Raw genomic sequence first — 21,375 nt, 5'->3', positions numbered from 1 at the left:
GGCGCGGTCCTGGTCTGGTAGATCGTCTTGTTGTGACGAGAGAGCAACTGACGGACGTGGAGTGGGAGTTCATCGGGCCGTACCTGCCGATCGGTGGGTTCGGTCCGTATCCCGAGCGGCTGCGGCAGCAGTTCGAGGGCGTGATCTGGAAGTTTCGGACGGGTGCGCAGTGGCGTGAGATGCCGGAGCGGTTCGGTGCGTGGCCGACCGTGCACAACCGCTTTCGGCAGTGGCGGGACGCCGGTGTCTTCGAGGCCCTGTTGGAGGGCCTGATCGCGGAGGCCGCGAAACGGGGCGCGGTGGACCTGTCGCTGGTGAGCGTGGACTCCACCACCGTCCGGGCGCACCACGACGCCGCCGGGATGCATCTCGATCCCGCCACGCTCACCGCCCTGGAGAAGGCCGCCGCCGAGGAGGAGAAGGCCCGGAAAAAGGGGGCAGCCCGGAGGGACAAGACGGGAACGGAGCCGGAATCGACCCGAAGCGGGAGGAACGACGACGTGTCCGGCGCCGACACAAGGTCCGCCTGAGGGTTGCTCTGCTCGGGCGATCGAGGGGCGGGCAGACCTCCAAGATCCACCTCGCCTGCGACCGGAACTGCCGCCCGCCGGCGTTCGTCCTGACCGCGGGACAGGCCGCCGACAGCCCGCAGTTCGTCCCCGTCCTCGGAAGAATACGGGTCCGCGGGCCCGTCGGGCGTCCCCGCACCCGACCCGACGCGGTCGCCGGGGACAAAGCCTACTCGTCCCGCGCCAACCGCGCCCACCTGCGGAAACGCCGCATCAAGGCGGTCATCCCGGAGAAGAGCGACCAGGCCGCCAACCGCAAGAGGAAAGGCAGCGGCGGCGGCCGCCCCGTCGGCCACGACGCCGACCTCTACAAGGAACGGAACACCGTCGAGCGCCTCATCAACAAGCTCAAGGCCTGGCGCGGCATCGCCACCAGATACGACAAAACCCCTGAAAGCTACCTCGCCGGCCTCCACCTCCGCGCCGCGATGATCTGGGTCAATGCCCTCAGCCGGAGCACCTGTTGATCTCAACTGGATACACGCCCTAGCTCTGGGACCGGCATGGATCGACAGTCACCACGTCTTCACCGCTCAGGACGGGCAGCCGATCCACCCCGATTACGTCAGCCGCCACTTCGTTCGTGTTGTTCGCCGCGCCAACACCTTGCGTGAGAAGGACACGGGTCGAGCCGTTGCCGATCTACGGGCCGTGTTCGGGCTACCGGCCGGAGACGAGTTCACTCCTGAGCTGCGTAGGGCCGTGGCCGCGTTTCAGCGTCAGGAGGGGTTGACCGTCAACGGCATCGTTGACCCCCACATCTGGTACCGACTCTTTCCCGATGACCCGCTGCGCGACTATCCCCATCCCGGCTACCTGCCGCCCATCCGACTGCACGACCTACGACATGCTGCGGCGACGTTGGCACATGCTGCCGGAGGAGACATGAAGGCCATCTCTGCCATGCTGCGGCACTCATCCATCAAGATCACGGCGGACACCTACACGTCGGTGCTGCCGGAGGTGGCGCTTCGGGTAGCCGAGGCTGCCGCCGCCCTGGTGCGGCAACCGACGCCCAAGCGAGCGACCGACGTTGCGGTTGGCACCTGGCTAGCACCGACAGGCAAAAACGACCAAGGGCGCTCTTCCAAGTGGAAGAACGCCCAGGTCATACAACTACCTTCAAGTGCGCCGCCAGGGACTCGAACCCCGGACCCGCTGATTAAGAGTCAGCTGCTCTAACCAACTGAGCTAGCGGCGCTTGCTGCGAGAGAAATACTACCCGATGTTCGGGACCGTTCTCACCCGGGTTTCCCGGCGCGAGGGGCCTCACCGCCGGTGACGATCACGTTACGGGGACGGGTTCGCCGGGTGCGCTCCCTGGTGTTGGTGTGGCCGAGTACCGTGCTGCTTGTACGTCGTCGCGATCGGTGCCGTCGGGCTGGTCGTGCTCGCGGGGGAGACGCCATGTCGGATGCCGGGGCGGTACGGGTGTTCCGGACGGCCACGCATCGGGAGGGCGGGGTGGAGCCTCGACTCGTCGCGATGCGCGACTTTCTGGCCAACGCCTCCGACGCCGAGGTGGCCCGCAACCGGGGCCTGATCGAGAGTCAGATCGAGGCGGTGGCGGCACAGCAGCCGGAGACCGCCGCGCGCATGCTCGCGGAGGTGCTCGGGCGCGACCCGCAGGGTCGCTATCCGCGCGCGGTGGACGCGGTGCTGCGCTGGTGGGTGGTACAGCCGGGCGACGGCTTCACCGAGACCTGGAACACGCTGGAGCGGGCGTTGGCGAATGGCCCGCGTCCGCTGGAGCGGGCACTTTTGGACGTCCTCGGCGGCCTGGATCCGCGCGCGCCGGTCCGGCACTGGCGGGTCGCCGCGACCACGCGCGTGCTCGAACGCCTGGAGGAACGCTTCGAGCAGCCCTCGCGACACCCCGACCACGACCTGTGGCGGCTGCTGCCGGTGGTCGCGCCGCCGGGTGCGCCGACCGGGCGCGGCGACTGGGCGTGCGTGCTGGGCGATCGGGCGGCGGCGCGCGGCGACGAGGCCGAGGCGCGGACCTGCTACCGGCTCGCCTTCGAGCAGGGCTACGCCGCCGCGGCGCCGCGGCTGGCCCACCGGCTCGCCGTCGAGGGACACCGCGAGTTGTCCGCCGGCGACCCGGCGCGCGCGGTCCGGTTCCTGTACGAGGCGGCGATGCTGGACCCGGACCACGCGGAGTACCGCGAGTTGCACCGCGCCGCCGTCGCGGCCCGGGACGGCGGTCCGGCCGCCGGCGCTCGGCCCGGCTCGGCCGCGGCCCTGTTCACCGAGGCGGTCGAACTGCTGGAGCGCGGCGACGACATGGGCGCGGTACGGCTGCTGCGGCGCGGTCTGCCCGACGCGGAGGCCGACGCCGATGCCCGGGCCGCGGCCGGGGGCGCGAAGGGGAGCGGCGCCGCCGGCCGGCCGCACCCGGACACCTGGCCGGTCCGGCTGTTGCTCGGCGCGCTGGAGGACCACGACGCGATGGTGGCGGGCGCCGCGCGCGACCTGTTCGAGCGGTACGGCGCGGCCTGGTCGCGGCGCACGCCACTGGGTCCGGGCCTGGTGCTGCACCGGGTCACCCGCGCCGACCCCGAACTGGCCGCCGCGCTGGTCGAGTCGCTGCCGCCGGAACTGCGCGCCGGCCGGCTGGGCCAGGCCGTCTCGACGGCCGCCGCGTACCGAATACTGGCCCTGGGCGTGCGGGCCCTGGGCGCGGGCCGACCGGAGTCGGCCCGGGCTCGGGCGGAGCTGGCCGAGCGACTGCTGACCGGCGGCGACGAGGCGTGAACCGACGCGACGTGGACGGCCGGCGAGGCGGGGGAGATGACGACGTGGACACGGACATCCTGGGAGTGCCGGAGCGGGTGTTCGACAGCGGCCTGCTGGCGGCCACGCGTCGGTTCGGCACCGCCGCCGCGGTGACGCGCGAACTGGGCGCGGACACCGTCGAGGTCGCGCACGCCCTGATCGCGCTGGCCCGGATCGACGGCGGGCGAGCCGCGGGGCTGTTCGACCGCCAGGGCATCCCGCCCGACGTGCTCGCGGCCGGCCTGCTCGGCTCCGGCGGGCTCGGCCGTGGGCCAGGCGGCGGGTCCGGCGGCGGATCCGCCGGTGCCCTCGTCGCCGACCGAGTCGGTTTCGATCCGGGCCGCAACGGCCGGGCCCCGGCCGGCGTGCTCGGCGGCCTGCCGGTCACCGCCGACCTGCGCGCCGCCTTCACGGCCGCCGCCGACGCCGGCCTCATCGACGAACGGTCGCTGCTCGCCGAGCTGTTGCCCCGCCTCGAGGTGGGCGCGGTGGACCTGCTCGTCGGCTACGGCCGGGTCGACCTGGCCGCGTGGCAGGCCGAGGTGGCCACCCCGCGCCGGGTGGTCGAGGTGTTCCGGCCCGACGGGTCGATCGATCCCGCCGCGTTCGGTCCCGGCGCCCGCCGCGTGCTCGCGATGATGGCGACCGAGGCGGCCGGCCTCGGCCACCAGCGGTACGGCATCGCGATGCTCCTGCACGCGCTGGCCACCACCCCGGGCGGCCTGCTCGAACAGGCCTTCCTGTTCCTGCGTCGCGACGTACGGGCGCTGCGCGAACAGACCATCGCGCTCACCGGTACCCGAGGACACGGCGCGGCGGGCGCGGCCGAGCCGGACGAGTCGCTGCGGTCGACCCTGCGCCGGGCGGCGACCTTCGCCGCGACCGGAGCCGGCCCGGGCGGCGAACCGGGCGCCGATCCCGACGCGAGCACCCCGATCACCGAACGCGATCTGCTCGCCGCGCTCCTGGACACCCCCAGCGGCCTGGCGGCGGGCTTCTTCCGCGACATCGGCCTGGACCTGGACCGGCTGCGCCGATTCGCCGACACCTACTACCGCGAGCCGGCCGAGCCCGAGCCGAGCCGGACCGCCGAACCGCTCTCCCCGGAGGAGGCGGTGCGCTGGGTGCGATCCCGGCTGATCGGCCAGGAGAGCGTGGTCGAGCGGCTGGCCTTCCACATCGAGCTGATCAAGCGCTCGCTGACCCGGGGTTTTCGACCGGACGACCGGCCGCGCGCCGCGCTGCTGCTGTGCGGCCCCAGCGGTTCGGGCAAGACGATGACCGCGCGCCTGCTCGCACAGGTCGTCTACGGCTCGGAGGAGGACGTACTGGTCTTCGAGATGGGCCAGTTCAGCGCGCGCGAGTCGATCAACAACTTCATCGGCGCGCCGCCCGGCTATGTCGGCTTCGGCGAGGGCAAGTTGACCAACGGACTGCGCGACAACCCGCGCCGGGTCTTCCTGTTCGACGAGGTGGAGAAGGCCGACGCGCGGGTGCTCGACGCGCTGCTGCGACTGCTCGACGAGGGCCGGATCAGCGATCCGGCGGGCCCGGTCCGCGAGGCGCACGACGCGGTGGTGATCCTGACCACCAACCTGGGCGCGACCCACTCGGCGGCCGAGGCGGTCGAGGACGACGTGGACAGCGTGGAGAACCTGATCGGCTCGATCCTGGCCGAGGGCTCGACCGGCGGCAGCGCCGCGAGCGCCCGGCTGCGGCGCACCATGGAGGGCTTCTTCCGGCCCGAGTTCCTCAACCGGGTGGACGAGGTGATCCTGTACTCGCCGTTCGGCCCCACCGAACTGCGCGGCATCGCCGAGAACGGCCTGGCCCGGCTGGCCGCGCGGCTGCGCGAGCAACTGGGCGTCGAGCTGGGCTGGACCGACGAGGCCGCCGACCACATCGCCACCGTGGCCTGGCGCGGCCGACCGGAGGAGGCCGCGCGCGGCGTCAACCGCTGCGTCAACGCCGTCGTGCCGGGCGTCCTGCGGCTGCTCGACGAGGGCGACGCGGCCGGCAGGCCGATCACCTCGGTCCGGGTCCGCGTCGTGGCGGACACGCTCGCGGTGGGGAGCGACGATGACTGACCGGGCGACGCTGCGCGCGTTCGCCGCCCGCCTGCGCGAGTACGGCGCCGGCGCCGACGCGGTGGACGGCGAGGCGTACGAGAGCCTGGGCGACGGGGCCGAGGCGCAGCCGTGGAGCGCGCGGGCCGAGGAGTTGTGGACCGCCGGCGGCGGCCCGTGGCGCACCCACCACCTCGCGGTCGCGCTGCACGCGCGCGCCTACGACCTCGAACTGGCCGCCGACCACGAGGCGGCCTTCCCGTACTGGAAACGGGCGTTGGCGCACTGGGCCGAGCTCTACCACGACAGCGCGTTCTGGGACCGGATGCACGAGCACCTGGAGACGGTCGGCGGCACGCCGGTCCCGGCCGGGACCGTGCAGGAGGTGCGCGAGCGGTTGCCCCGGGACCTGCTCGCGCCGCATCTGACGCTGGCCGCCGAGCACCGGGTCGGCGATCCGCTGCGCGCGCGGGCCCATCTGGACCTGGTCCGCGAGTCCGGCTTCCCGCGCTCGGCGATCCTCGGTGCCCGGGGCGACCTGGTGCGCGAGGTGTTGGCCGAGGTGTCCCGGGACGTCGAGGAGGGCCGGTTCGACGACGTGGTCGAACAGCTCGCCTCCTGGCTCGCGGTGGACCCCGGCAACCTCGGACTGGCCCGGGCCCTGCTGTACGCGACCCGGCGGCACATCGAGATCGTGGTCGCCGCGCCCGGCTGGGCACGCAAGATCGAGGCGCTGGTCGAGCGGGTGGCCCGCCTGGTGCTTCCGGCCTGGGACGAGGTGGGCACACCCGAGGGCTCGTTCGCGGTCGAACTGGCCCGGCACGAGTACTGGCGCGGGATCGTGGTGCGCGAACTCGAATCCGGCCCGGCCAACGAACCCGCCACCCTCGAACAGGCCGCGCTGCGCTCGGGTCGGCACCTGCTGCGCGCGCTCGAACTGGACCGCGATCTCGCGGTCAAGAGCATGTACCGCGACGTGGAACAGCTCGCCGCCGAGGAGTGGGCGCTGGCCGCCACCGCCCGACAGCGTCAGGGCCTGCCGGACGGTCACGTCCGCGACGCGCTGCGCCGGGCGTTGGCGATGTCCGCGCCGGGGCCGTGGGGACGGCTGTTCATGGCACGGGTGTTGATCAACCTGGACACCGTGTCGCCCGACGACCTGGCCACCGCCCGCCGGCTCGCGGACGAGGTGGCCGCCGATCCGGACGCGAACCATCCCGACATCGCCAACGCGCTCCGAGGGGTCGTCCTGTCCCTGGCCTCGGCGCGTGGGCCCGAATGGAGTTGAGCGCCCCATGAGCAGCGCCGTGAACGAGCCCGCCCGGGAGAACCCCTGGGCCTGGCAGTCCGGCCGAAACCCCTATCGGGGCACCGCCTTCCAGATCCTGGACCTGGCTCCGGACCTGGCCGGCCGGGCGGCGATCAAGGCGCGGGTGCGCAAGCGCAGACAGCGGATCGCGCGCGGCGCGGACCGGTTCCCGGTGCACGGTCGGGTGCTCGCCCCGGCCGACGTCAACGCGGCGGAGGAGACGCTGGCCGATCCCGCCGGGCGGTTGTCGGCCGAACTGCTCACCCACCGGCCCGAGCGGCCCGGCGCGGATCCGGCGGAACTGGCCGAGGAGTTCGCCGAATTCGATCCGCCGGAGGCGTCCGGCCCGGTGCGGATCGGGATCGACCGACGGGTGCTCGCGGGTCTGGTGCCGGCGCCCGCGCCGCGCGAGTTCGTACCGTTGTGGACGGAAGAAGGGGCGCACTGATGGCAGCGACACCCGAGCGGGCCCCCCTCGTGGCGGACCCGCCTGCGGATCCCGAGACGGACCCGATGGCGATCACCGAGACCGAACGGCCGGTGCCCGAGCGCCCGCTCGACCCGCCGTTCGCGCTCGTGTACGACGTGGTGCGCGGCGCGGCGCGCGAACGCGAGGCGGGCCGCGAGGAGATGCGCAAGCGGCTGGAGTCCACCCACGAGCGCTACACCGGTCTGGCCGCGGACGCCGCGGTCGCGCTGCACGAACTGCGCGGCAGTCTGGAGGGCGAGCCGGTGCCGGCCGTACTGGCCTCGATCGCCCGGCGGTTCGCCACCGCGCTGGACCGCGCGGGCGTTCGCTTCGACGACCCGGTGGGCGAGGCGTACGTGGCGGTGGGCCGTCGGGTGGACGTCGCGCACGCGCCCGACAGCGGCGACGAGAGCGCGATGATCGTGGCCAGGACGCTGCGGCCGGGTGTGCTGCTCGACGACGGCGAGGTCATCCGGCGCGCGCAGGTCGTGCTCGGCTTCGTGCCCACCCCGGCCCAACGCGAGGACGCCGCGCGCGCGGAGCGCGGACCCGCCGAGTCCGGTGCTCCGGCCGAGCCCGATGCGCGGGTGAAGCCCGAGGCACCGGTGAAGCCCGAGGCACCGACCAAGTCCACCGCGTCGGCCGAGCCCGGGATTCCGGCCGAGCCCGGGATCCCCGCCGAGCCCGAGACCCCGGCCGAGCCCGAGCCGAGAGCCGGCGGCGCCCGGTCGACAACCGAAGAACCCCCGGCCGGGTCGGATCCGACCCCGCCGCAGACCGACACCTCGAACGACGCGAACCACGAAGGCGGTACCACCGGATGAGCATCGTGGTCGGCATCGACCTGGGCACCACCAACTCGTGCATCGCCATACCGGCCGACGCCGAGATCCCCGGGAAGGCGGAGTTGATCGCGGCCCGCCGGCTGCGGCCGGTCGGGGACTCGCTGATCGTGGCCAATCCGGACCGTTCGCCGACCACACCCTCGGCGGTGTGGATCGATCCGAGCGGCAAGGCGATCGTCGGCCAGTTGGCCAAGAACAAGGCCCGGCTGCCGGGTGCCCCGCCCGCGATGTTCTTCAAGCGGAACATGGGCACCGACCAGGTGGTCACCGCCGGACACGCGCGCCTGACCCCGCTGGAGGCGTCGACGCACATCCTGCGCCACCTCAAGCAGGTGGCCGAGGAGGTCCTGGGCGTGCCGGTGGAGCGGGCCGTGGTGACCGTGCCGGCGTTCTTCGAGACCCGGGCCAAGAACGAGACCACGCGCGCGGGACAGGCGGCCGGCCTGGAGGTGGTCGAGACGCTGATCGAGCCGGTGGCCGCGGCCCTCGCGTACACCCACGAGCGGGCCCGCGAGCTGACCGAGCCGCAGACCTTCCTGGTCTACGACCTCGGCGGCGGCACGTTCGACACCTCGGTGGTCACCTGGGATCCCGAGGTGGGCTTCGAGAACCGCTCGTTCAGCGGCGACCGCTACCTGGGCGGGTTCGACTTCGACCGGCGGATCGTGTCCTGGATCGCGGCCCAACTGCCCGAGTACGACCTGGCGATCGACAGTGAGGACCCCGCCGACGGCAAGGTGGAGGCACAACTCCTGTCGGTCGCCGAGGGAGCCAAGCACGACCTGTCCCGCTACCCCGAGACGGAGATCGTCAGCCAGTACTGCGAGGACCGGCGCGGTACCCCGATGAACATCGGACTGCCGATCCGCCGCGAGGAGTTCGAGGAGATGATCGCGGACCGGATCCGCGGCACGCTGGACGACTGCGACCGGGCGCTGGTGCGGGCCGGGATGACCGCGGCCGATCTGGACGAGATCGTCATGGTCGGCGGCTCGTCCCGGATCCCGCTGGTGGCCACGATGCTCACCGAGCACTTCGGGCGCGGGCCCCGGCTGCTCAACCCCGACCTGTGCGTCGCGCTGGGCGCCGCGCTCAAGGCGGCGAACGTGCCCAGCCGCAGTGGGCACCTGGAGTTGGACCGCCCCGAGGCGCTGCCGCCGGAGACCGACATCGGCGGCCGAGTGCTGGCCGGACCCGCGCTGGCCTCGCCGGCGGGCGCGCAGGTGCTGCTCAGCTCGGACGACGGGCGGGTGTACCTGACCGAGACGGCCGACGCGGAGGGCCGCTTCCTGTTCGCCGACGTGCCGTTGCGCGACGGCGAGAACGGCTTCACCGTGCAGGTGTTGGCGCACGGACGGGAGATCGAGTCGCGGCAGTTGACGATCGAGTCCGACGGCAAGCCCCGTTCGGACGCGACCGGCGACGTGCTCGCGCACGACTTCTCGGTCGAGTTGGTGGACGGGCTGCACGTGGTGGTCCGGGCCGGGACGATGGTGCCCTACCGCACCGACTTCCGCCTGGAGACCGCCTCGCAGGGGTCCAGTCTGCGGGTCGGTCTGGTCGAGGGCCTGGTGCCGATCGGCGAGGTCTCGATCCGGGACCTGCCCACCGACGTGTCGGTCGGCTCGACCGTCGAGGTGACGCTCGAGTTCGAGGCGGGCTGGACGATCCGGGCCGAGGCGCGGCTGCCGCAGGTGGGCGCCGAGGGCAGCGCGGTGATCGACATCCCGCGTCGGGAGATCCCGGGCTGGCCGGAACTGGCCGAGCGGCACCGGCAGGTGCTCACCGGCTGGGTGGAGAAGCGGGACGCGATCCCACCGGCGGACGCGATCCGGGTCGGCCCGGCGCTGGATCGACTGCTGGCCGAGATCGCCGAACTGGTTCGGGACCGGATCGACGCGGGCAAGACGCACCACAAGATCCTGGAGGCGGAGACGCTGGTCCAGGGCCTGCGGGTGGCCACCACGGCGGGCAGCGCGCTGAACCCGGCGATCGGCGAGTTCGAGGACAACCTCGCCTTCCTGGCCCGACTGGCCGACCGGCTGGTCGACCACGACCCGGTCGAGGCGGAGCGTTTCCGGGGCGCGATCCCGGGTCTGCGCGCGACCGGGCGGGCCGCGTACGCGGCGGGCAACAAGATGGACTGGCACCTGGCCAACGAGGCGGTGCGGGACCGGATCAACGCGGCCGAGCGGATGTTGCACGGGGGTCGCTCGCCGCAGCAGTTCACCGCCGCCGAGTTCCAGGTCGCGGTGCTCCAGGAGGTCGAGTACCTGCGCCGCTCGATCCAGGAGATGGACCAGGCCTCCGCCGGCCGGCACCGGGCCGACGCGGACGGCTATCTGCGCGAGTTGGACACCATCGCCGAGGACGCCGCCGAGGTGGACGTACGGGACGAGGCGGCGGGCAACCGCCGGTTGGTGGAGATCTATCGAGGTCGGATCATGCCGCTGCGGGCCCGGGCGGACCGCTGGATGGAACAGATCCGGGAGGGCTCCCCGCACATCGGGTTGCGGCTCCCGAAGAGCTCCCTGGAGAAATGACATGGCGTTCGCGATCACCTGCCCCCTGTGCCGCCGCCGGATCGCCGACCTGACCGAGCGCTGTCCGGCGTGCGGCGGCGACCTGGGCGCGCTCGCGGGCCTCGTCGAGTTGGCCGACCGGCACTTCAACGACGCGGTCCGGTCGGCCCGGCGCGGCCGCTGGAACACCGCGGCCGAACACCTGGCGGTCACCCTCGCGCTCAACCCGGCCGACGCCGAGGCCCGCCAACTGCTCACCAAGGTCCGCTACCACCAGGACCCGAGGACCCTCCCGGACCGCCTGTGGCGCAAGGCACGCACCCGCCTGCCGTACGGCGAACGGCTCCCGGCGCAACTCCCGCGCGAAGCGGACCTGCGCCGCCTCCTCGACGTCGCGAGCAAACGCCTCGCGGCGCGGAAGCCGGGGTGACGAGCCGAGTGCTCGGTCGCGCACGGACGGACCACGGTCGCGATGTCCGGCGACCTACCATGGGGAACATGGACCGCGAGGAGTTCGACCGGCTGACGGCCATCGCCAATTCTGTCCGCACGCCGTCCAACTACAAGATCGAGATCAGCGACGGCACGCTCGTGATGATGACCGGCCCGTCCGGCATCCACGAGTTCATCGTGCGCCGGCTGCGGATGCGCATCGAGCGCGGTATCGCCGGACGCGAGGAGTGGGCCGGGATGGCGGTGCACGGGGGGATGGACGTCCTGGACGACGCCAACCTGATAAGGCGCAATCCCGACGTCTGCGTCTTTCCGGAGGATGATCTCCTCACCGTCGAGAATCATGTGCCGGCTGCCGACGTGCGGCTTGCCGTCGAGGTCGTCTCACGGTCGAACCCGGAGAACGACTGGGAGGCCAAGTTGCGCGACTACCCGCGCATGGGCATCCCGGTCTACCTGATCATCGACCCTCGTCAGGGCACGATCGCGGTGTACTCCGAGCCGAAGGGCGGTCGCTACACCGCGCGCGCCGCCTATGCGTTCGGCCAGGATGTACCGCTCCCGCGGTTCGGCTTCTCGATCGCGACGGCGGACTTTCCCATGTACTGATCGCTCGGCCGGCCTCACAACACGTGGTCGGCCGTGCGCAGGATGGCGTGCAGGTCGATGGCGGCGTCCCAGGTGGCCCAGGTGGAGAGGGCGGCGCCGCCGAGGGCGATCAGGGTGGCCGCGCCGGGGCGGCTCCAGGGGGTGGGCCAGCGGTCGGTCGGAGACGGGCCCAGCAGCGCGGCCACCCGGCGCGGGACCGGGCCGCCGGTCGCGGCCATCGCGCCACGCGGTGCGGCCGGTCCGGCCAGCGCCGCCTTGCCCACCGCGCGGGCCACCACCCGACGGTCGCCCACCACGCGCGCGGCGTCCTCGTCCGCGCAGCGCTCCAGCGCGTAGCCGATCGCCGTGCGCATCGGCCGCAGCAGCGGATGCGCGCACATCGCCAGCGTCGCGACCAGCAGCACCCGATCGTGCCGGCCGCTCAGATGCGCCCGCTCGTGGGCCAGCAGCGCTCGCCGCTCGTCCGCGTCCAAGCGCGCGAGCAGCGATGCCGAGACCACGATCCGCGGCCGTCGGCCCGGCAGCGCGAACGCGGTCGGCGGTCCGGTGGGCAACACGGTCAACTCGGTGTCGCCGGCCGCCGGCACTCCCGCGCGCAGCAGTGTCAGCGCGCGTCGGCGGCGGCCCAGGACGACCGCCGCGCACAGCAGTGCCGCGGTCAGCGCCGCACTCGCCGGCGCGCCGATCACCTGGACGTCGGGAATCGAGGCCCGCACCCGCGGATCGGACCAGTGATCGGGCAGCGGTACCCCCGGGAGTTGGGCCGTGCCCACCACGGTGAGCAGGCCCAGGCTGATGGTCGCGCACAGGGCCAGGACCGAGGTCAGCGCGGTGAGCAGGAGAACCACCCGGCGCGGCGCGAGGTGGTCGGCCGCGAGCCGGGCCACGGGCACCGAGGTTATCGGCAGCAGCAGCGGCAGGTAGACGATCCAACGCACGCGGCTACGACCCGCTCTCGTCCAGCAGCCGGCGCAGCAACGCCTCGTCGTCGGTGGACAGGTCCGAGACGAACCGCGCGAGTACCGCCTGCCGGTCGCCCTCCTTGTCCAGCACCTGCCGCATGCGTCGCGCCGCCAGCCCGGCCTCGTCGTACACCGGCGCGTACACGTACGAGCGGCCCGACCGGGTGCGCTGGAGCACGCCCTTGTCGTGCAGGCGGGACAGGATGGTCACCACCGTCGTGTACGCCAACTCGCCGGACAACTGCTCCTGGACCGCGCCCGCGCCCATCGCCGTCGGCGACGTCCACAGCAGCGACAGGATCTCGGATTCCAACTCGCCGGGGCCACGTCGCGCGGGTGATCCGCCTGCTCTGCTTTCGGTCACTTCGGCCTCCGGTGGATGGGCACAACGCCCCGGCAGCCTAAACGGTCACCCTTCGGGATCGGCGACGCGTACCTGTTCCTCCAGCTCACGGCGTCGCGCCGCGGCCCGGTCCCGATCGCGCTCGCCCGCGTCGGTGATGTCCAGAAACAGTTGCTCGATCTCGGGCCATCGCTCGCGGATCGCGGCCTTGATCCGCACCGCGGCGATCTCGACGTCCTCGCTGTCCACACCCTCGGTCAGGTCCACGCGTGCCGCGAGCAGCACCTGTCCCATCCCGATCCGCATCGTGTACACCTTGGTGACCGTGTCCACCTCGGGCTGCTCGTCGAGGAAGCGCTGTACCTCCAGTTGCAGCGCCGGGTCGGCGGCCTCGCCGATGAGCTGGTCACGGGAGGCGATGCCGAGCCGATAGGCGACGTAGACCAGGAGCAGACCGATCCCGATCGACGCGCCGCCCTCCCACACCACGTTGCCGGTGAGCTCGTGCAGCCCCATCCCGATCAGCGCGAGCGTGACGCCGAGCACCGCGGTGGCGTCCTCGGCGAGCACCGTGCGCAACGCCGGATCCTGGATCGCCCGCGCCTTCGCCAGCGGCCCGCGCGCACCGCTCGGCGCGTCCCGGTACATCTGCCGCACCGCCCTGACCAGCGACGCGCCCTCGGCGATCAGCGCCACCAGCAGCACCGCGTAGCCGACCAGGTAGCCGGTGGGGCTCTCCTCGCCGGACTCCCGCATCGCGTGCAGCCCCTGGTAGAAGGAGAAGCAGCCGCCCATCACGAAGATGCCGACGGCGGCGAGCAGCGACCAGAAGTAGCGCTCCTTGCCGTAGCCGAACGGGTGTCGCGCGTCGGGCGCGCGCTTGCTGCGGCGGATCGCGGCGAGCAGGAACACTTCGTTGCAACTGTCCGCGACCGAATGCGCGGCCTCGGAGAGCAGCGCCGGCGACGCGGTGATCAGTCCGCCGACGACCTTGGCCAGCGCGATCGCCAGGTTCGCGCCGAGCGCGACCAGGACCGTGCCCTTGGTGTCGCCGTCGTCGCCGGCCGGCCCGGCGCTCCCGGTCGTGCCGGGCCCTTCTCGTTCGTCCACTTCGTTCACGAGGCGGCGCCTACCCGTAGGGCGCGGGCTCAGGCTTGGTAGCCGCGCGTCAGGACATCGAGCAACACCTCGAAGTCCATCGGCGGATCGGCCGGGAGGCGTCCGTCCTCCCGGATCGCGGTCCAGCCCGGCACGGCGGCGGCGAGTACGTACCAGTACTGCCGGGCCCGCTCGCGATCCGCGCCGCCGAGCATGAACGCGGCGACCGCGTCGTCCTGGATCCGCAGGTGTCCGGCGTCCCGGTGCGGGCCGGTGAGCAACCGGGTCGCGAAGCCCGGGATCGCGCCGAACTCGGGATCGGGGCCTGCTTCACGCCGATCGCCCAGTCGGCCACGGCGGGGGTGTCGCGCGAGCGGGCCGGGCTCGCGGCGGGCGTGCCGAACACCACCCGGCGGGTGAGCGGCGCGGTCGGCCCGGCCGTTCCGAGCACGGTCGCGGCCGAGGCCACCGGCCGGCCCACGCCCGGACACCTCGCGCACGGGTACGCGGTCGCGTTCGCGGTGGCGGCGGGCTGCGTGGGTGCGGCGGCCGTGGCGGCGGCACCGGCGATGCTGCGCGACCACCCGCGGCCGAGCGGGTGTCGGCCGCGATCCCGGCCGATCTCAGGCGGCGGTGACCACCGGATCCCGGGAGGCGCGGGCACGCGCCTCGGCGCGGTCCACCCTGATCGCACAACCCTCGGCGCGCAACGACTCGACCAGGACGTCGTGCCGCCGGCCGCGCGGGCGAACCGGCTCGGCGGGTGCCGGGAACAACACCGCCACCCGCCGCTCGGGCAACCCTCGGACGAAGCCGGCCAGCGCCTCGACGAGCCGATCGCGCTCGTCGAAGACCACGCTCAACGGCGCGTCCACGCCGGACGCGTCCCACGCGGCCACCAACGCGTCCCGCGCGACCCGCTCACCGGCGTGCGTGACGTGCACGGCGATCGCCCGCCCGGCCGTCCCGCGCGCGGTGGTCAGCGCCGCGACGGCGGCGGCGTCCATCCGCACGATCGGCACCACGACGACCTGAGGACCGCCCTCGGGAGCGCGGGCACCGGCCCGACGGATCGAGGCGGTGCGGCGGATCCCGTCGACCCGACGAATTGCGGCGAACATGGCGGCCTCCTTTCGACCACCCCCAGCCTCCTCCCGGATCCGCCCGCCCGGACCACCCGTTGACGCGCTCTTGGCGTTGCCGGCGGCAATCCGAGCGCGTCCCTGACCCGACCACGCCGACGAGGTCGCGATCGTGTTCGATGTCCGTCCGGGCCGTGCCGCGCCGGTCGTTCGACGGTGTTCCCGGGTCGGCGGCATCGGCTCGCCCGGTGGCGTGCGGGCCCGCGTTCGGCGCCGGTCCCGGGTCAAGCTACGCGGCCTCCGGGACCCGGGTCCGGCCCGTTCGGCCGGGTCGCGCGCTGCCGGCGAGACGGGCGAGGCGGGCGCTGCCGGCGACCACCCGGCCGGCACGGATGGCGACGCGGTCCTGCGGGCGGGTGCGCAGCGCCTCGGACAGGGAGTGCGCCCGGACCGCGAACAGGTCGGCGCGGGCCCCCGGTTCCAGACCGCCGGCCTCCAGGCCCAGTACGCCCCGCGCGTGCCCGGCCACCGCGGCCCAGGCCCGGGCGGGCGCCAACCCCGTGGCGGCGGCGGTGGCCAGCGGGTCGGCCAGACCCATCGGGTGCCCGGCGTCGCGCAGATGGTCGCCGCCGGCCGCGACCGTGACGCCCGCCGCGACCAGTTCGCGGATCGGCAGCCCACAACCGCGCTCCGACGGCAACGCCACGACGCGCATCCCGGAGGCGGCGATCGTCTCGCCGACCCGACCCAGCGCGGACGGCGAGAGCCGGTTCAGGCCGGCCAGATGACTGGCCGTCACCGGCCGGTCGAAGCCCGACGCGCGCAACAGCCGGGCCAGGTCGCCGACCACGAGCAGGCGCGGATCGAAACCGTCGTCCAGGTGCAGGTCGAGCCCGACCTCGACACGATCCGCGAGCCGCAGCAACCGGCGGATCTCCTGCCGGCAGTCCGGCGCGAACCTGGGTCGTCCGCCGATCACCCGCGCGCCCGCGCCCACCGCGTCCACGATCGTGCGATCGCTCGCCCCGGGGGTCGGGACGGCGACGATCTGGAGGTCGAGGACCCGATGGAACTCGGCGCGCAGTTCGGCCATCACCTCGACCGAGCGCAGCGGCGTGCGACCCTCGCCGATGTCCAAGTGCGTGCGCACGGCGGTCACACCGCGGACGACCAGCGTTCGCAACACCTCGCGCGAGCGCCGGCGCAGATCGCCGGGTCGATAGCGGGCGGGCCGGACCAGCCAGGACCGCCACGCGCCGTCGCGTCCGTCCGGATCCGAGCCCACCGGCTCCCAGGTCAGCGCGCGATCGAGGTGCACGTGCGGCTCGGCGGGAGCGGGCAGCAGCAGATAGCCGGTCAGATCCAGCCCGGCGCCGGCCCGCGAGTACGGCCGACCCGGCTCGCGCAGCACCGCGACCCGACCGTTGCGCAGCACCACGTCACGCGTACGCCCGTCCGGCAGCGTGGCGCCGAACAGGGTGATCGTGTCGCTCATCGCTACCCCCTGGGACTCGAATCCGCGACCCCGATCCGACGCGGGGTCGAGGAAACGCCCCGATACCGCGTCGCCGCGCCGCCCGACCCACTGTGACCGGGCGCTGTTGCGGCGGCGTTTCGGCGCCGTTAAGGACCACCCCTTCGGGGGCGAAACGGGCACGTAACGTGCGCGACGCCGACCGGCAACGGCGAACCCGTACAACCGTCCCCATGACCATCACCGAGGCGCCCCCCGTCGCCGTACCGGGTCCCCGACGGCACCGGCAACACCTGTCGTGCCGGCCCGGCACCGTCCTGTGGGGTTGGCTGCCCGGTGCCCGGGACCGGCCGGTGGCGTTCGTCGAATCCGGCGAGACGCTCACCGCGGACACCGTCTCGCACGAGGGCCTGCTCGGCGACCAGGGTCGCGACCCGGTGGCCTTCTTCGGCCGGCACCGCATCCGGGCCGATCGTGTCCCGGAGGACCACCGCGCACTGGCCGCCTCCGACCTCGCGCACGACCGCGCCGTGGACGGCCCGCACGTGATCACCGGCCCGATCTCGGTGGCCGGCGCCCGCCCGGGCGACATACTCGCGGTGCACCTGCTCGAGCTGCGCCCGCGGACCTCCTACGGCGTACTCACCGAGCGGCACGGTCGCGGGCGCGGCGCGCCGCCGGTCACGGTGTGTGCGATCCGGGACGGCCGGGCCCGGATTCCGACCGCGACCGGCGACCTGACACTGCGACTGCGGCCGAGTCTGGCGGTACTGGGCGTGGCCACCTCCGACGGCCTGCGCCGGTTGTCCACCCGGGTGGGCTCGCACGGCGGCAATCTCGACCTGCCGATCCTGGGCGCGGGCAGCACGCTCCACCTGCCGGTGCAAACCGCCGGCGCGCTGCTCTACCTCGGCGGCCCCCGCCTGGCACACGGCCACGGTGCGGCGCTGGAGGGAGCGCTCAAGGTCACCCTGCGCGTCGAGGTGATCCCGTACGAGCGGGCCCGCGCGCGATTCGGCAACCCGCGTGGCCCGTTCATGAGCACGGCGGACGCGCTGATCCCGCTGGGCATCGGCGCCGATCCGGCCCTCGCGCTGCGCCGATGCGCCGCCCAGGGCGAGGAACTGCTGTGCTGCGGCCACGGCCTGACGCGCGATCAGGCCCGCGCCTACCTGGGCGCCGCCGCCGAGTTCGGCACGAGCCGCACCGGCGTGCACGCCCGGGTCCCGCTGCCGGGACGGTGAGCGGCGAGCCCGACCCGCGGTGGTGCGGTCGGGGATATCGGCCGCGTTCCGGGCGGGCGCGGGCGGTAGCGTTTCGCGGATGAGCACCTCTTTCGCGATCGACGCGAGCGAGCCCTGGCCGAGCACGGCTGCCGAGGGGTTGGCCGTGCAGGATCGATTGCGGCCGCTGGTGGACACGGTCGGGCCCGGGCCGGGGCCCGCGCAGGTGCGGTTCGTGGCCGGGCTGGATGTGGCCTACGCCGAGGACTCGGACGAACTCGCCGCCGCCGTGGTGGTGTTGGATGCCTCGACGCACGCCGTGGTGGAGCGGTCGGTGGTGCACGGCGTGGCGAGGTTTCCGTATCTGCCCGGGCTGTTCGCGTTCCGGGAGATCCCGGCGTTGTCGGCCGCGCTCGAACGGCTGGACACCGCACCGGACCTGCTCGTGTGCGACGGCCAGGGGCTGGCCCATCCGCGCCGGTTCGGGCTGGCCTGCCACCTCGGCGTGCTGACCGGGCTGCCGACCGTCGGGGTCGGCAAGACGCACTTCGTCGGCACGTACGAGACGCCGGGGGACAAGCGCGGCGAGGCCGCCGACCTCGTGTACGAAGGAGACGTGGTGGGGCGGGTGTTGCGCACCCGCGACGCGATCAGGCCGGTGTTCGTCTCGATCGGCCACGGTGTCGACCTGGACACGGCCTGCGCACACGTGCTGGCCCTGACCCCGCGCTATCGCCTCCCGGAGACCACCCGCCAGGCCGACCAGGCCTGCCGCCAGGCGCTGAAGACCACCCGGCCGTAGGTCGCCGGCCGGCCCGCGCACCCGCCCGCGCCCACCCGACGGTGCTCCGCCGGGCCGACGCCGCCGGCACCACCGCGACGGCATGAAAGAGCCCCCCGAACCACCTGCGCAAGGTGGTTCGGGGGGCTCTTCGGTCACCGGCTCCCCAAGGGGGGAGGATGGGGAGCCGGCTGCTTCATGGGTGGAACACCCGATTCGGGTCAGTCCGTCGCGATCGCCCGCAGGACGTTCATCCGCGCCGCCCGGAAGGCCGGCATCACGGCGGCCAGCAGGCCGACCACCGCCGCGGCGACCACGATCCCGATCACCGTGCCCCACGGGATCTCCAGGACGTCCAGGCCCTGCTTGGCCAGCAGGCGCTGGGCCCCGATACCCCATGCCATGCCGAGCGCGAGCCCGACCAGGGCGCCGAAGGTGGCGATGACCATGGACTCCAGGCGGATCATCCGGCGGATCTGCCGGCGCGAGGCGCCGATCGCCCGCATCAGGCCGATCTCCCTGGTGCGCTCGACCACCGACAGCGCCAGCGTGTTGATCACACCGAGGATCGAGATGATGATCGCCAGGCCGAGCAGACCGTAGATCAGGTACAGGAACGTGTCGATCTGCTTGCCGATCAGTTCCTTGTAGTCGCTCTGGTCACGGGCCTTGACCTGCGGGAAGGGATCGAGCGCCGACTTGAGCGCCGCGCCGACCTTCGACGCGTCCTGACCGGAGGCCGCGTTGACCATCATGATCTGGTACTGCACGTTCGGGACGAACTGCTTCATCACGGTGTTCGGGATGATCGTCGTGTCGCCCGCGCCGATGTCGGCGCCCTCGGCCTTCTTGCGGATCGCGCCGACCTCGACCGTGGTCTTCTGCCCGTTCGGGAAGGTGATCTCGATCTTGCCGCCGATGCCGAGGTTGTGATCCTTGGCGAAGTTCTCGCCGATGGCCGCCTTGCCCGCCGAGATGGCCGCGTTGCCGCTGCCCTGGAGGTAGGTGGTCTTGAGCGTGTCGTCCATGCCCGGGTCCGAACCGACGACGAAGTCCTTCTTGCTCTTGCCGTCGGCGGTCAGCGTCGCGTTGCTGAGCGTCTGGCTGACCACCTCGCCCACGCCGGGGGTCTTCTTCGCCGCCTGGACGACGTCCTCCGGGAAGGTACCGACCAGCGACTGGATCGTGTAGTCGGCGCCCAGGGACTTCTCGATCTGCTTGTCGAACGAGGCCGACATCGACGAGGCCGCGACCGCCATGCCGCTGACCAGGGCGACACCGATCATGATCGCCGACGCGGTGGCGCCGGTGCGGCGCGGATTGCGCAGCGCGTTCTCCCGGCTGAGCCGGCCCATCGAGCCGAACACCTTCGGGTACCAGGACGCCAGCGCCGGGACCACCGTGCGGGCCAGCAGCGGCGCCAGCACGATGAAGCCGAGCAGGGTGAACATCACGCCCAGGCCGAGGAATCCGCCGCCCTGGCCGCCGCTGTCCGCGGTGGCGCCGGCGACCAGTGCGAGCGCGCCCAGGGCGAACAGCACCAGGCCGATGATCGAGCGGGTCTTGATCGACTTCTGCGGCGGGGCGCCGGCCTCGCGCAGGGCCGCCATCGGGGCGACCTTGCCCGCGCGGCGGGCCGGCACGTACGCGGCGATCACGGTGACGATCACGCCGACCAGGTAGGCCACGATCGGGGTCGAGGTCTTGATCACCAGGGACGTGCCCTTGAGGTTGATCCCGACCGCGCTGATCAGCGCCTTGAGCCCGACGGCCAGACCGAGACCGGCCAACAGGCCGAGCGTCGAGCCGACCACGCCGAGCAGGACCGCCTCCACCAGCACCGAGCGGTTCACGTCCGCCCGGCTCGCGCCGATCGCCCGCATCAGACCCAGTTCACGGGTGCGCTGGGCGACCAGCATCGAGAAGGTGTTGAAGATCAGGAAGATCCCGACCAGTACGGCGACACCGGCGAAGCCGAGCATCGCGTACTTCATCACGTTCAGGAAGCCGCTCAGCGAGTCGCTGGCGTCCTTGGCGGACTCCGCGGCCGTCTTGACCTCGAAGTTCGTGGTGTCGCCGAGCGCCTGCTCGACGCGCTGCTTGAGGACCTTGTCGGAGACGCCGTCGGCGGCGGAGACCGAGATCGAGGTGATCAGGTTCGGGTCGCCGAGCAGCCGCTGCGAAGCGGTCGCCGAGTCGAAGGAGAGCAGCGCCGCACCGGGGTTGGTGGTGGTGAAGGTCATGATGCCGGTGACCTTGACCGGGAACTGCCCGATCGGTGCGATCACCCGCAGCTCGTCACCGATCTTCACCTTCTTCTTGTCGGCCGTGTCGGCGTCGATCATCACCTCGCCCGGGCCCTTGGGCAGGTTGCCGCTGGTGACCTTGACCGGGGTGCGGTCGGTCTCGTACCAGTTCGTGGCGAGGGTCGGGGCGCCCGAGGACGGGCCCACGGACTTGTTGTTCTTGTCGACGACGGTGATCGACTCGAGGTTGACGTCGCCGTGCGCTTCCTTGACGCCGTCGACCTTGGCGACCTTGTCGATGACCGAGCGCTGCAGCGTGGGCGTCTGCCCGGTGAGCGCGAGGTCGTCCTTGTCGAACTCGGACTTCGGGTTGACCGAGACGTCCGAGGCCGTGGATTTGAACAGCTCGTCGAACGTCTTGGTGATCGTGTCGGTGAATACCAGGGTGCCGGAGACGAACGCGACCGACAGCAGCACTGCCAGGGCGGACAGCACCATTCGCCCCTTGTGGGCGAGGAAGCTGCGGAACGTGGCTTTCAACATGGT

General features: G+C 72.8%; 17 protein-coding genes, 1 tRNA gene and 2 pseudogenes. 12 read left to right on the top strand and 8 right to left on the bottom strand.

Annotated elements, in window-relative coordinates:
• The first annotated feature begins 32 nt into the window (after window positions 1–32).
• Window positions 33–1,036: pseudogene (locus OG948_RS13415) on the top strand (IS5 family transposase).
• Window positions 1,011–1,331: pseudogene (locus OG948_RS13410) on the top strand (peptidoglycan-binding protein); the annotation flags it as partial. The pseudogenes OG948_RS13415 and OG948_RS13410, both read left to right, overlap by 26 nt.
• A gap of 365 nt (window positions 1,332–1,696) precedes the next feature.
• On the opposite strand, the gene OG948_RS13405 reads toward OG948_RS13410, so the two are convergent.
• Window positions 1,697–1,770, bottom strand: a tRNA-Lys gene (locus tag OG948_RS13405).
• A gap of 206 nt (window positions 1,771–1,976) precedes the next feature.
• Between OG948_RS13405 and OG948_RS13400 the strand changes: the two genes are divergently transcribed.
• The 8 genes from OG948_RS13400 to OG948_RS13365 all read left to right on the top strand — a co-directional run bounded on the left by OG948_RS13400 (window position 1,977) and on the right by OG948_RS13365 (window position 11,620).
• A complete protein-coding gene (locus tag OG948_RS13400; RefSeq protein WP_406296493.1) occupies window positions 1,977–3,326 on the top strand; it encodes a hypothetical protein in 1,350 nt (449 codons plus the stop codon).
• A 44-nt stretch (window positions 3,327–3,370) separates the two neighbouring features.
• Window positions 3,371–5,434, top strand: coding sequence for an AAA family ATPase (locus tag OG948_RS13395; RefSeq protein WP_406296491.1), 2,064 nt, complete (start codon window positions 3,371–3,373; stop codon window positions 5,432–5,434).
• Window positions 5,427–6,701, top strand: coding sequence for a hypothetical protein (locus tag OG948_RS13390; protein ID WP_406296489.1), 1,275 nt, complete (start codon window positions 5,427–5,429; stop codon window positions 6,699–6,701). The genes OG948_RS13395 and OG948_RS13390 overlap by 8 nt, the downstream gene beginning before the upstream one ends.
• Before the next feature lie 7 nt (window positions 6,702–6,708).
• Window positions 6,709–7,170, top strand: a complete 462-nt coding sequence (locus OG948_RS13385; RefSeq protein ID WP_406296487.1) for a hypothetical protein — start codon at window positions 6,709–6,711, stop codon at window positions 7,168–7,170.
• Entirely contained in the window at window positions 7,170–8,015 is an 846-nt protein-coding gene (locus OG948_RS13380; RefSeq protein WP_406296485.1) for a hypothetical protein, read from the top strand. Before OG948_RS13385 ends, OG948_RS13380 begins: the two co-directional genes overlap by 1 nt.
• Entirely contained in the window at window positions 8,012–10,579 is a 2,568-nt protein-coding gene (locus OG948_RS13375; RefSeq protein WP_406296484.1) for an Hsp70 family protein, read from the top strand. Before OG948_RS13380 ends, OG948_RS13375 begins: the two co-directional genes overlap by 4 nt.
• A 1-nt stretch (window position 10,580) precedes the next feature.
• Window positions 10,581–10,988 carry a hypothetical protein gene (locus OG948_RS13370; RefSeq protein ID WP_395863247.1) on the top strand — a complete coding sequence of 136 codons (408 nt, stop codon included), beginning with the start codon at window positions 10,581–10,583 and terminating at the stop codon, window positions 10,986–10,988.
• A gap of 68 nt (window positions 10,989–11,056) precedes the next feature.
• Window positions 11,057–11,620 (top strand): Uma2 family endonuclease, encoded by a 564-nt coding sequence (locus OG948_RS13365; protein ID WP_402234161.1) that lies wholly within the window; start codon window positions 11,057–11,059, stop codon window positions 11,618–11,620.
• Window positions 11,621–11,634: 14 nt separating this feature from the next.
• Here OG948_RS13365 and OG948_RS13360 read toward each other — a convergent pair whose 3' ends face one another.
• From OG948_RS13360 to OG948_RS13335, 6 genes are all read right to left on the bottom strand, one after another.
• Window positions 11,635–12,558, bottom strand: a complete 924-nt coding sequence (locus tag OG948_RS13360) for a M56 family metallopeptidase (RefSeq protein ID WP_406296482.1) — start codon at window positions 12,556–12,558, stop codon at window positions 11,635–11,637.
• 4 nt (window positions 12,559–12,562) lie between these two features.
• A complete protein-coding gene (locus OG948_RS13355) occupies window positions 12,563–12,946 on the bottom strand; it encodes a BlaI/MecI/CopY family transcriptional regulator (RefSeq protein WP_395863242.1) in 384 nt (127 codons plus the stop codon).
• Window positions 12,947–12,991: 45 nt separating this feature from the next.
• Window positions 12,992–14,035, bottom strand: coding sequence for a cation diffusion facilitator family transporter (locus OG948_RS13350; protein ID WP_406300248.1), 1,044 nt, complete (start codon window positions 14,033–14,035; stop codon window positions 12,992–12,994).
• Window positions 14,036–14,073: 38 nt separating this feature from the next.
• Window positions 14,074–14,523: a hypothetical protein gene (locus OG948_RS13345; RefSeq protein ID WP_406296480.1), complete on the bottom strand. Its 450-nt coding sequence runs from the start codon at window positions 14,521–14,523 to the stop codon at window positions 14,074–14,076.
• 123 nt (window positions 14,524–14,646) lie between these two features.
• The gene (locus tag OG948_RS13340; protein WP_406296478.1) at window positions 14,647–15,144 is read right to left on the bottom strand and encodes a hypothetical protein; all 498 of its coding nucleotides are present in this window, start codon (window positions 15,142–15,144) and stop codon (window positions 14,647–14,649) included.
• A gap of 250 nt (window positions 15,145–15,394) precedes the next feature.
• Window positions 15,395–16,600: an amidohydrolase family protein gene (locus tag OG948_RS13335; RefSeq protein ID WP_406296476.1), complete on the bottom strand. Its 1,206-nt coding sequence runs from the start codon at window positions 16,598–16,600 to the stop codon at window positions 15,395–15,397.
• 212 nt (window positions 16,601–16,812) lie between these two features.
• Here OG948_RS13335 and OG948_RS13330 point away from each other — a divergent pair, with 212 nt between their 5' ends.
• Complete coding sequence (locus tag OG948_RS13330) at window positions 16,813–17,823, top strand: acetamidase/formamidase family protein (RefSeq protein WP_406296474.1); 1,011 nt, start codon at window positions 16,813–16,815, stop codon at window positions 17,821–17,823.
• 79 nt (window positions 17,824–17,902) lie between these two features.
• Window positions 17,903–18,604: an endonuclease V gene (locus tag OG948_RS13325; RefSeq protein ID WP_406296473.1), complete on the top strand. Its 702-nt coding sequence runs from the start codon at window positions 17,903–17,905 to the stop codon at window positions 18,602–18,604.
• 200 nt (window positions 18,605–18,804) lie between these two features.
• Here the strand turns inward: OG948_RS13325 and OG948_RS13320 are convergent, their stop codons facing one another.
• Window positions 18,805–21,372, bottom strand: a complete 2,568-nt coding sequence (locus OG948_RS13320; protein ID WP_406296471.1) for an ABC transporter permease — start codon at window positions 21,370–21,372, stop codon at window positions 18,805–18,807.
• Window positions 21,373–21,375: the final 3 nt, after the last annotated feature.

The sequence above is a fragment of the Embleya sp. NBC_00888 genome, from assembly GCF_045207655.1.
In the GTDB taxonomy this organism is placed as follows: Bacteria; Actinomycetota; Actinomycetes; order Streptomycetales; family Streptomycetaceae; genus Embleya.
The sequence above is the reverse complement of the archived record's forward strand: the minus strand, read 5'-3'. Positions and strand labels throughout refer to the sequence as shown.

Coding starts and splice junctions, on each gene's coding strand:
- OG948_RS13320 (WP_406296471.1), bottom strand. CDS start 21,372: ATGTTGAAAGCCACGTTCCGCAGCTTCCTCGCCCACAAGGGGCGAATG.
- OG948_RS13385 (WP_406296487.1), top strand. CDS start 6,709: ATGAGCAGCGCCGTGAACGAGCCCGCCCGGGAGAACCCCTGGGCCTGG.
- OG948_RS13400 (WP_406296493.1), top strand. CDS start 1,977: ATGTCGGATGCCGGGGCGGTACGGGTGTTCCGGACGGCCACGCATCGG.
- OG948_RS13325 (WP_406296473.1), top strand. CDS start 17,903: ATGAGCACCTCTTTCGCGATCGACGCGAGCGAGCCCTGGCCGAGCACG.
- OG948_RS13375 (WP_406296484.1), top strand. CDS start 8,012: ATGAGCATCGTGGTCGGCATCGACCTGGGCACCACCAACTCGTGCATC.
- OG948_RS13390 (WP_406296489.1), top strand. CDS start 5,427: ATGACTGACCGGGCGACGCTGCGCGCGTTCGCCGCCCGCCTGCGCGAG.
- OG948_RS13335 (WP_406296476.1), bottom strand. CDS start 16,600: ATGAGCGACACGATCACCCTGTTCGGCGCCACGCTGCCGGACGGGCGT.
- OG948_RS13380 (WP_406296485.1), top strand. CDS start 7,170: ATGGCAGCGACACCCGAGCGGGCCCCCCTCGTGGCGGACCCGCCTGCG.
- OG948_RS13370 (WP_395863247.1), top strand. CDS start 10,581: ATGGCGTTCGCGATCACCTGCCCCCTGTGCCGCCGCCGGATCGCCGAC.
- OG948_RS13330 (WP_406296474.1), top strand. CDS start 16,813: ATGACCATCACCGAGGCGCCCCCCGTCGCCGTACCGGGTCCCCGACGG.
- OG948_RS13365 (WP_402234161.1), top strand. CDS start 11,057: ATGGACCGCGAGGAGTTCGACCGGCTGACGGCCATCGCCAATTCTGTC.
- OG948_RS13340 (WP_406296478.1), bottom strand. CDS start 15,144: ATGTTCGCCGCAATTCGTCGGGTCGACGGGATCCGCCGCACCGCCTCG.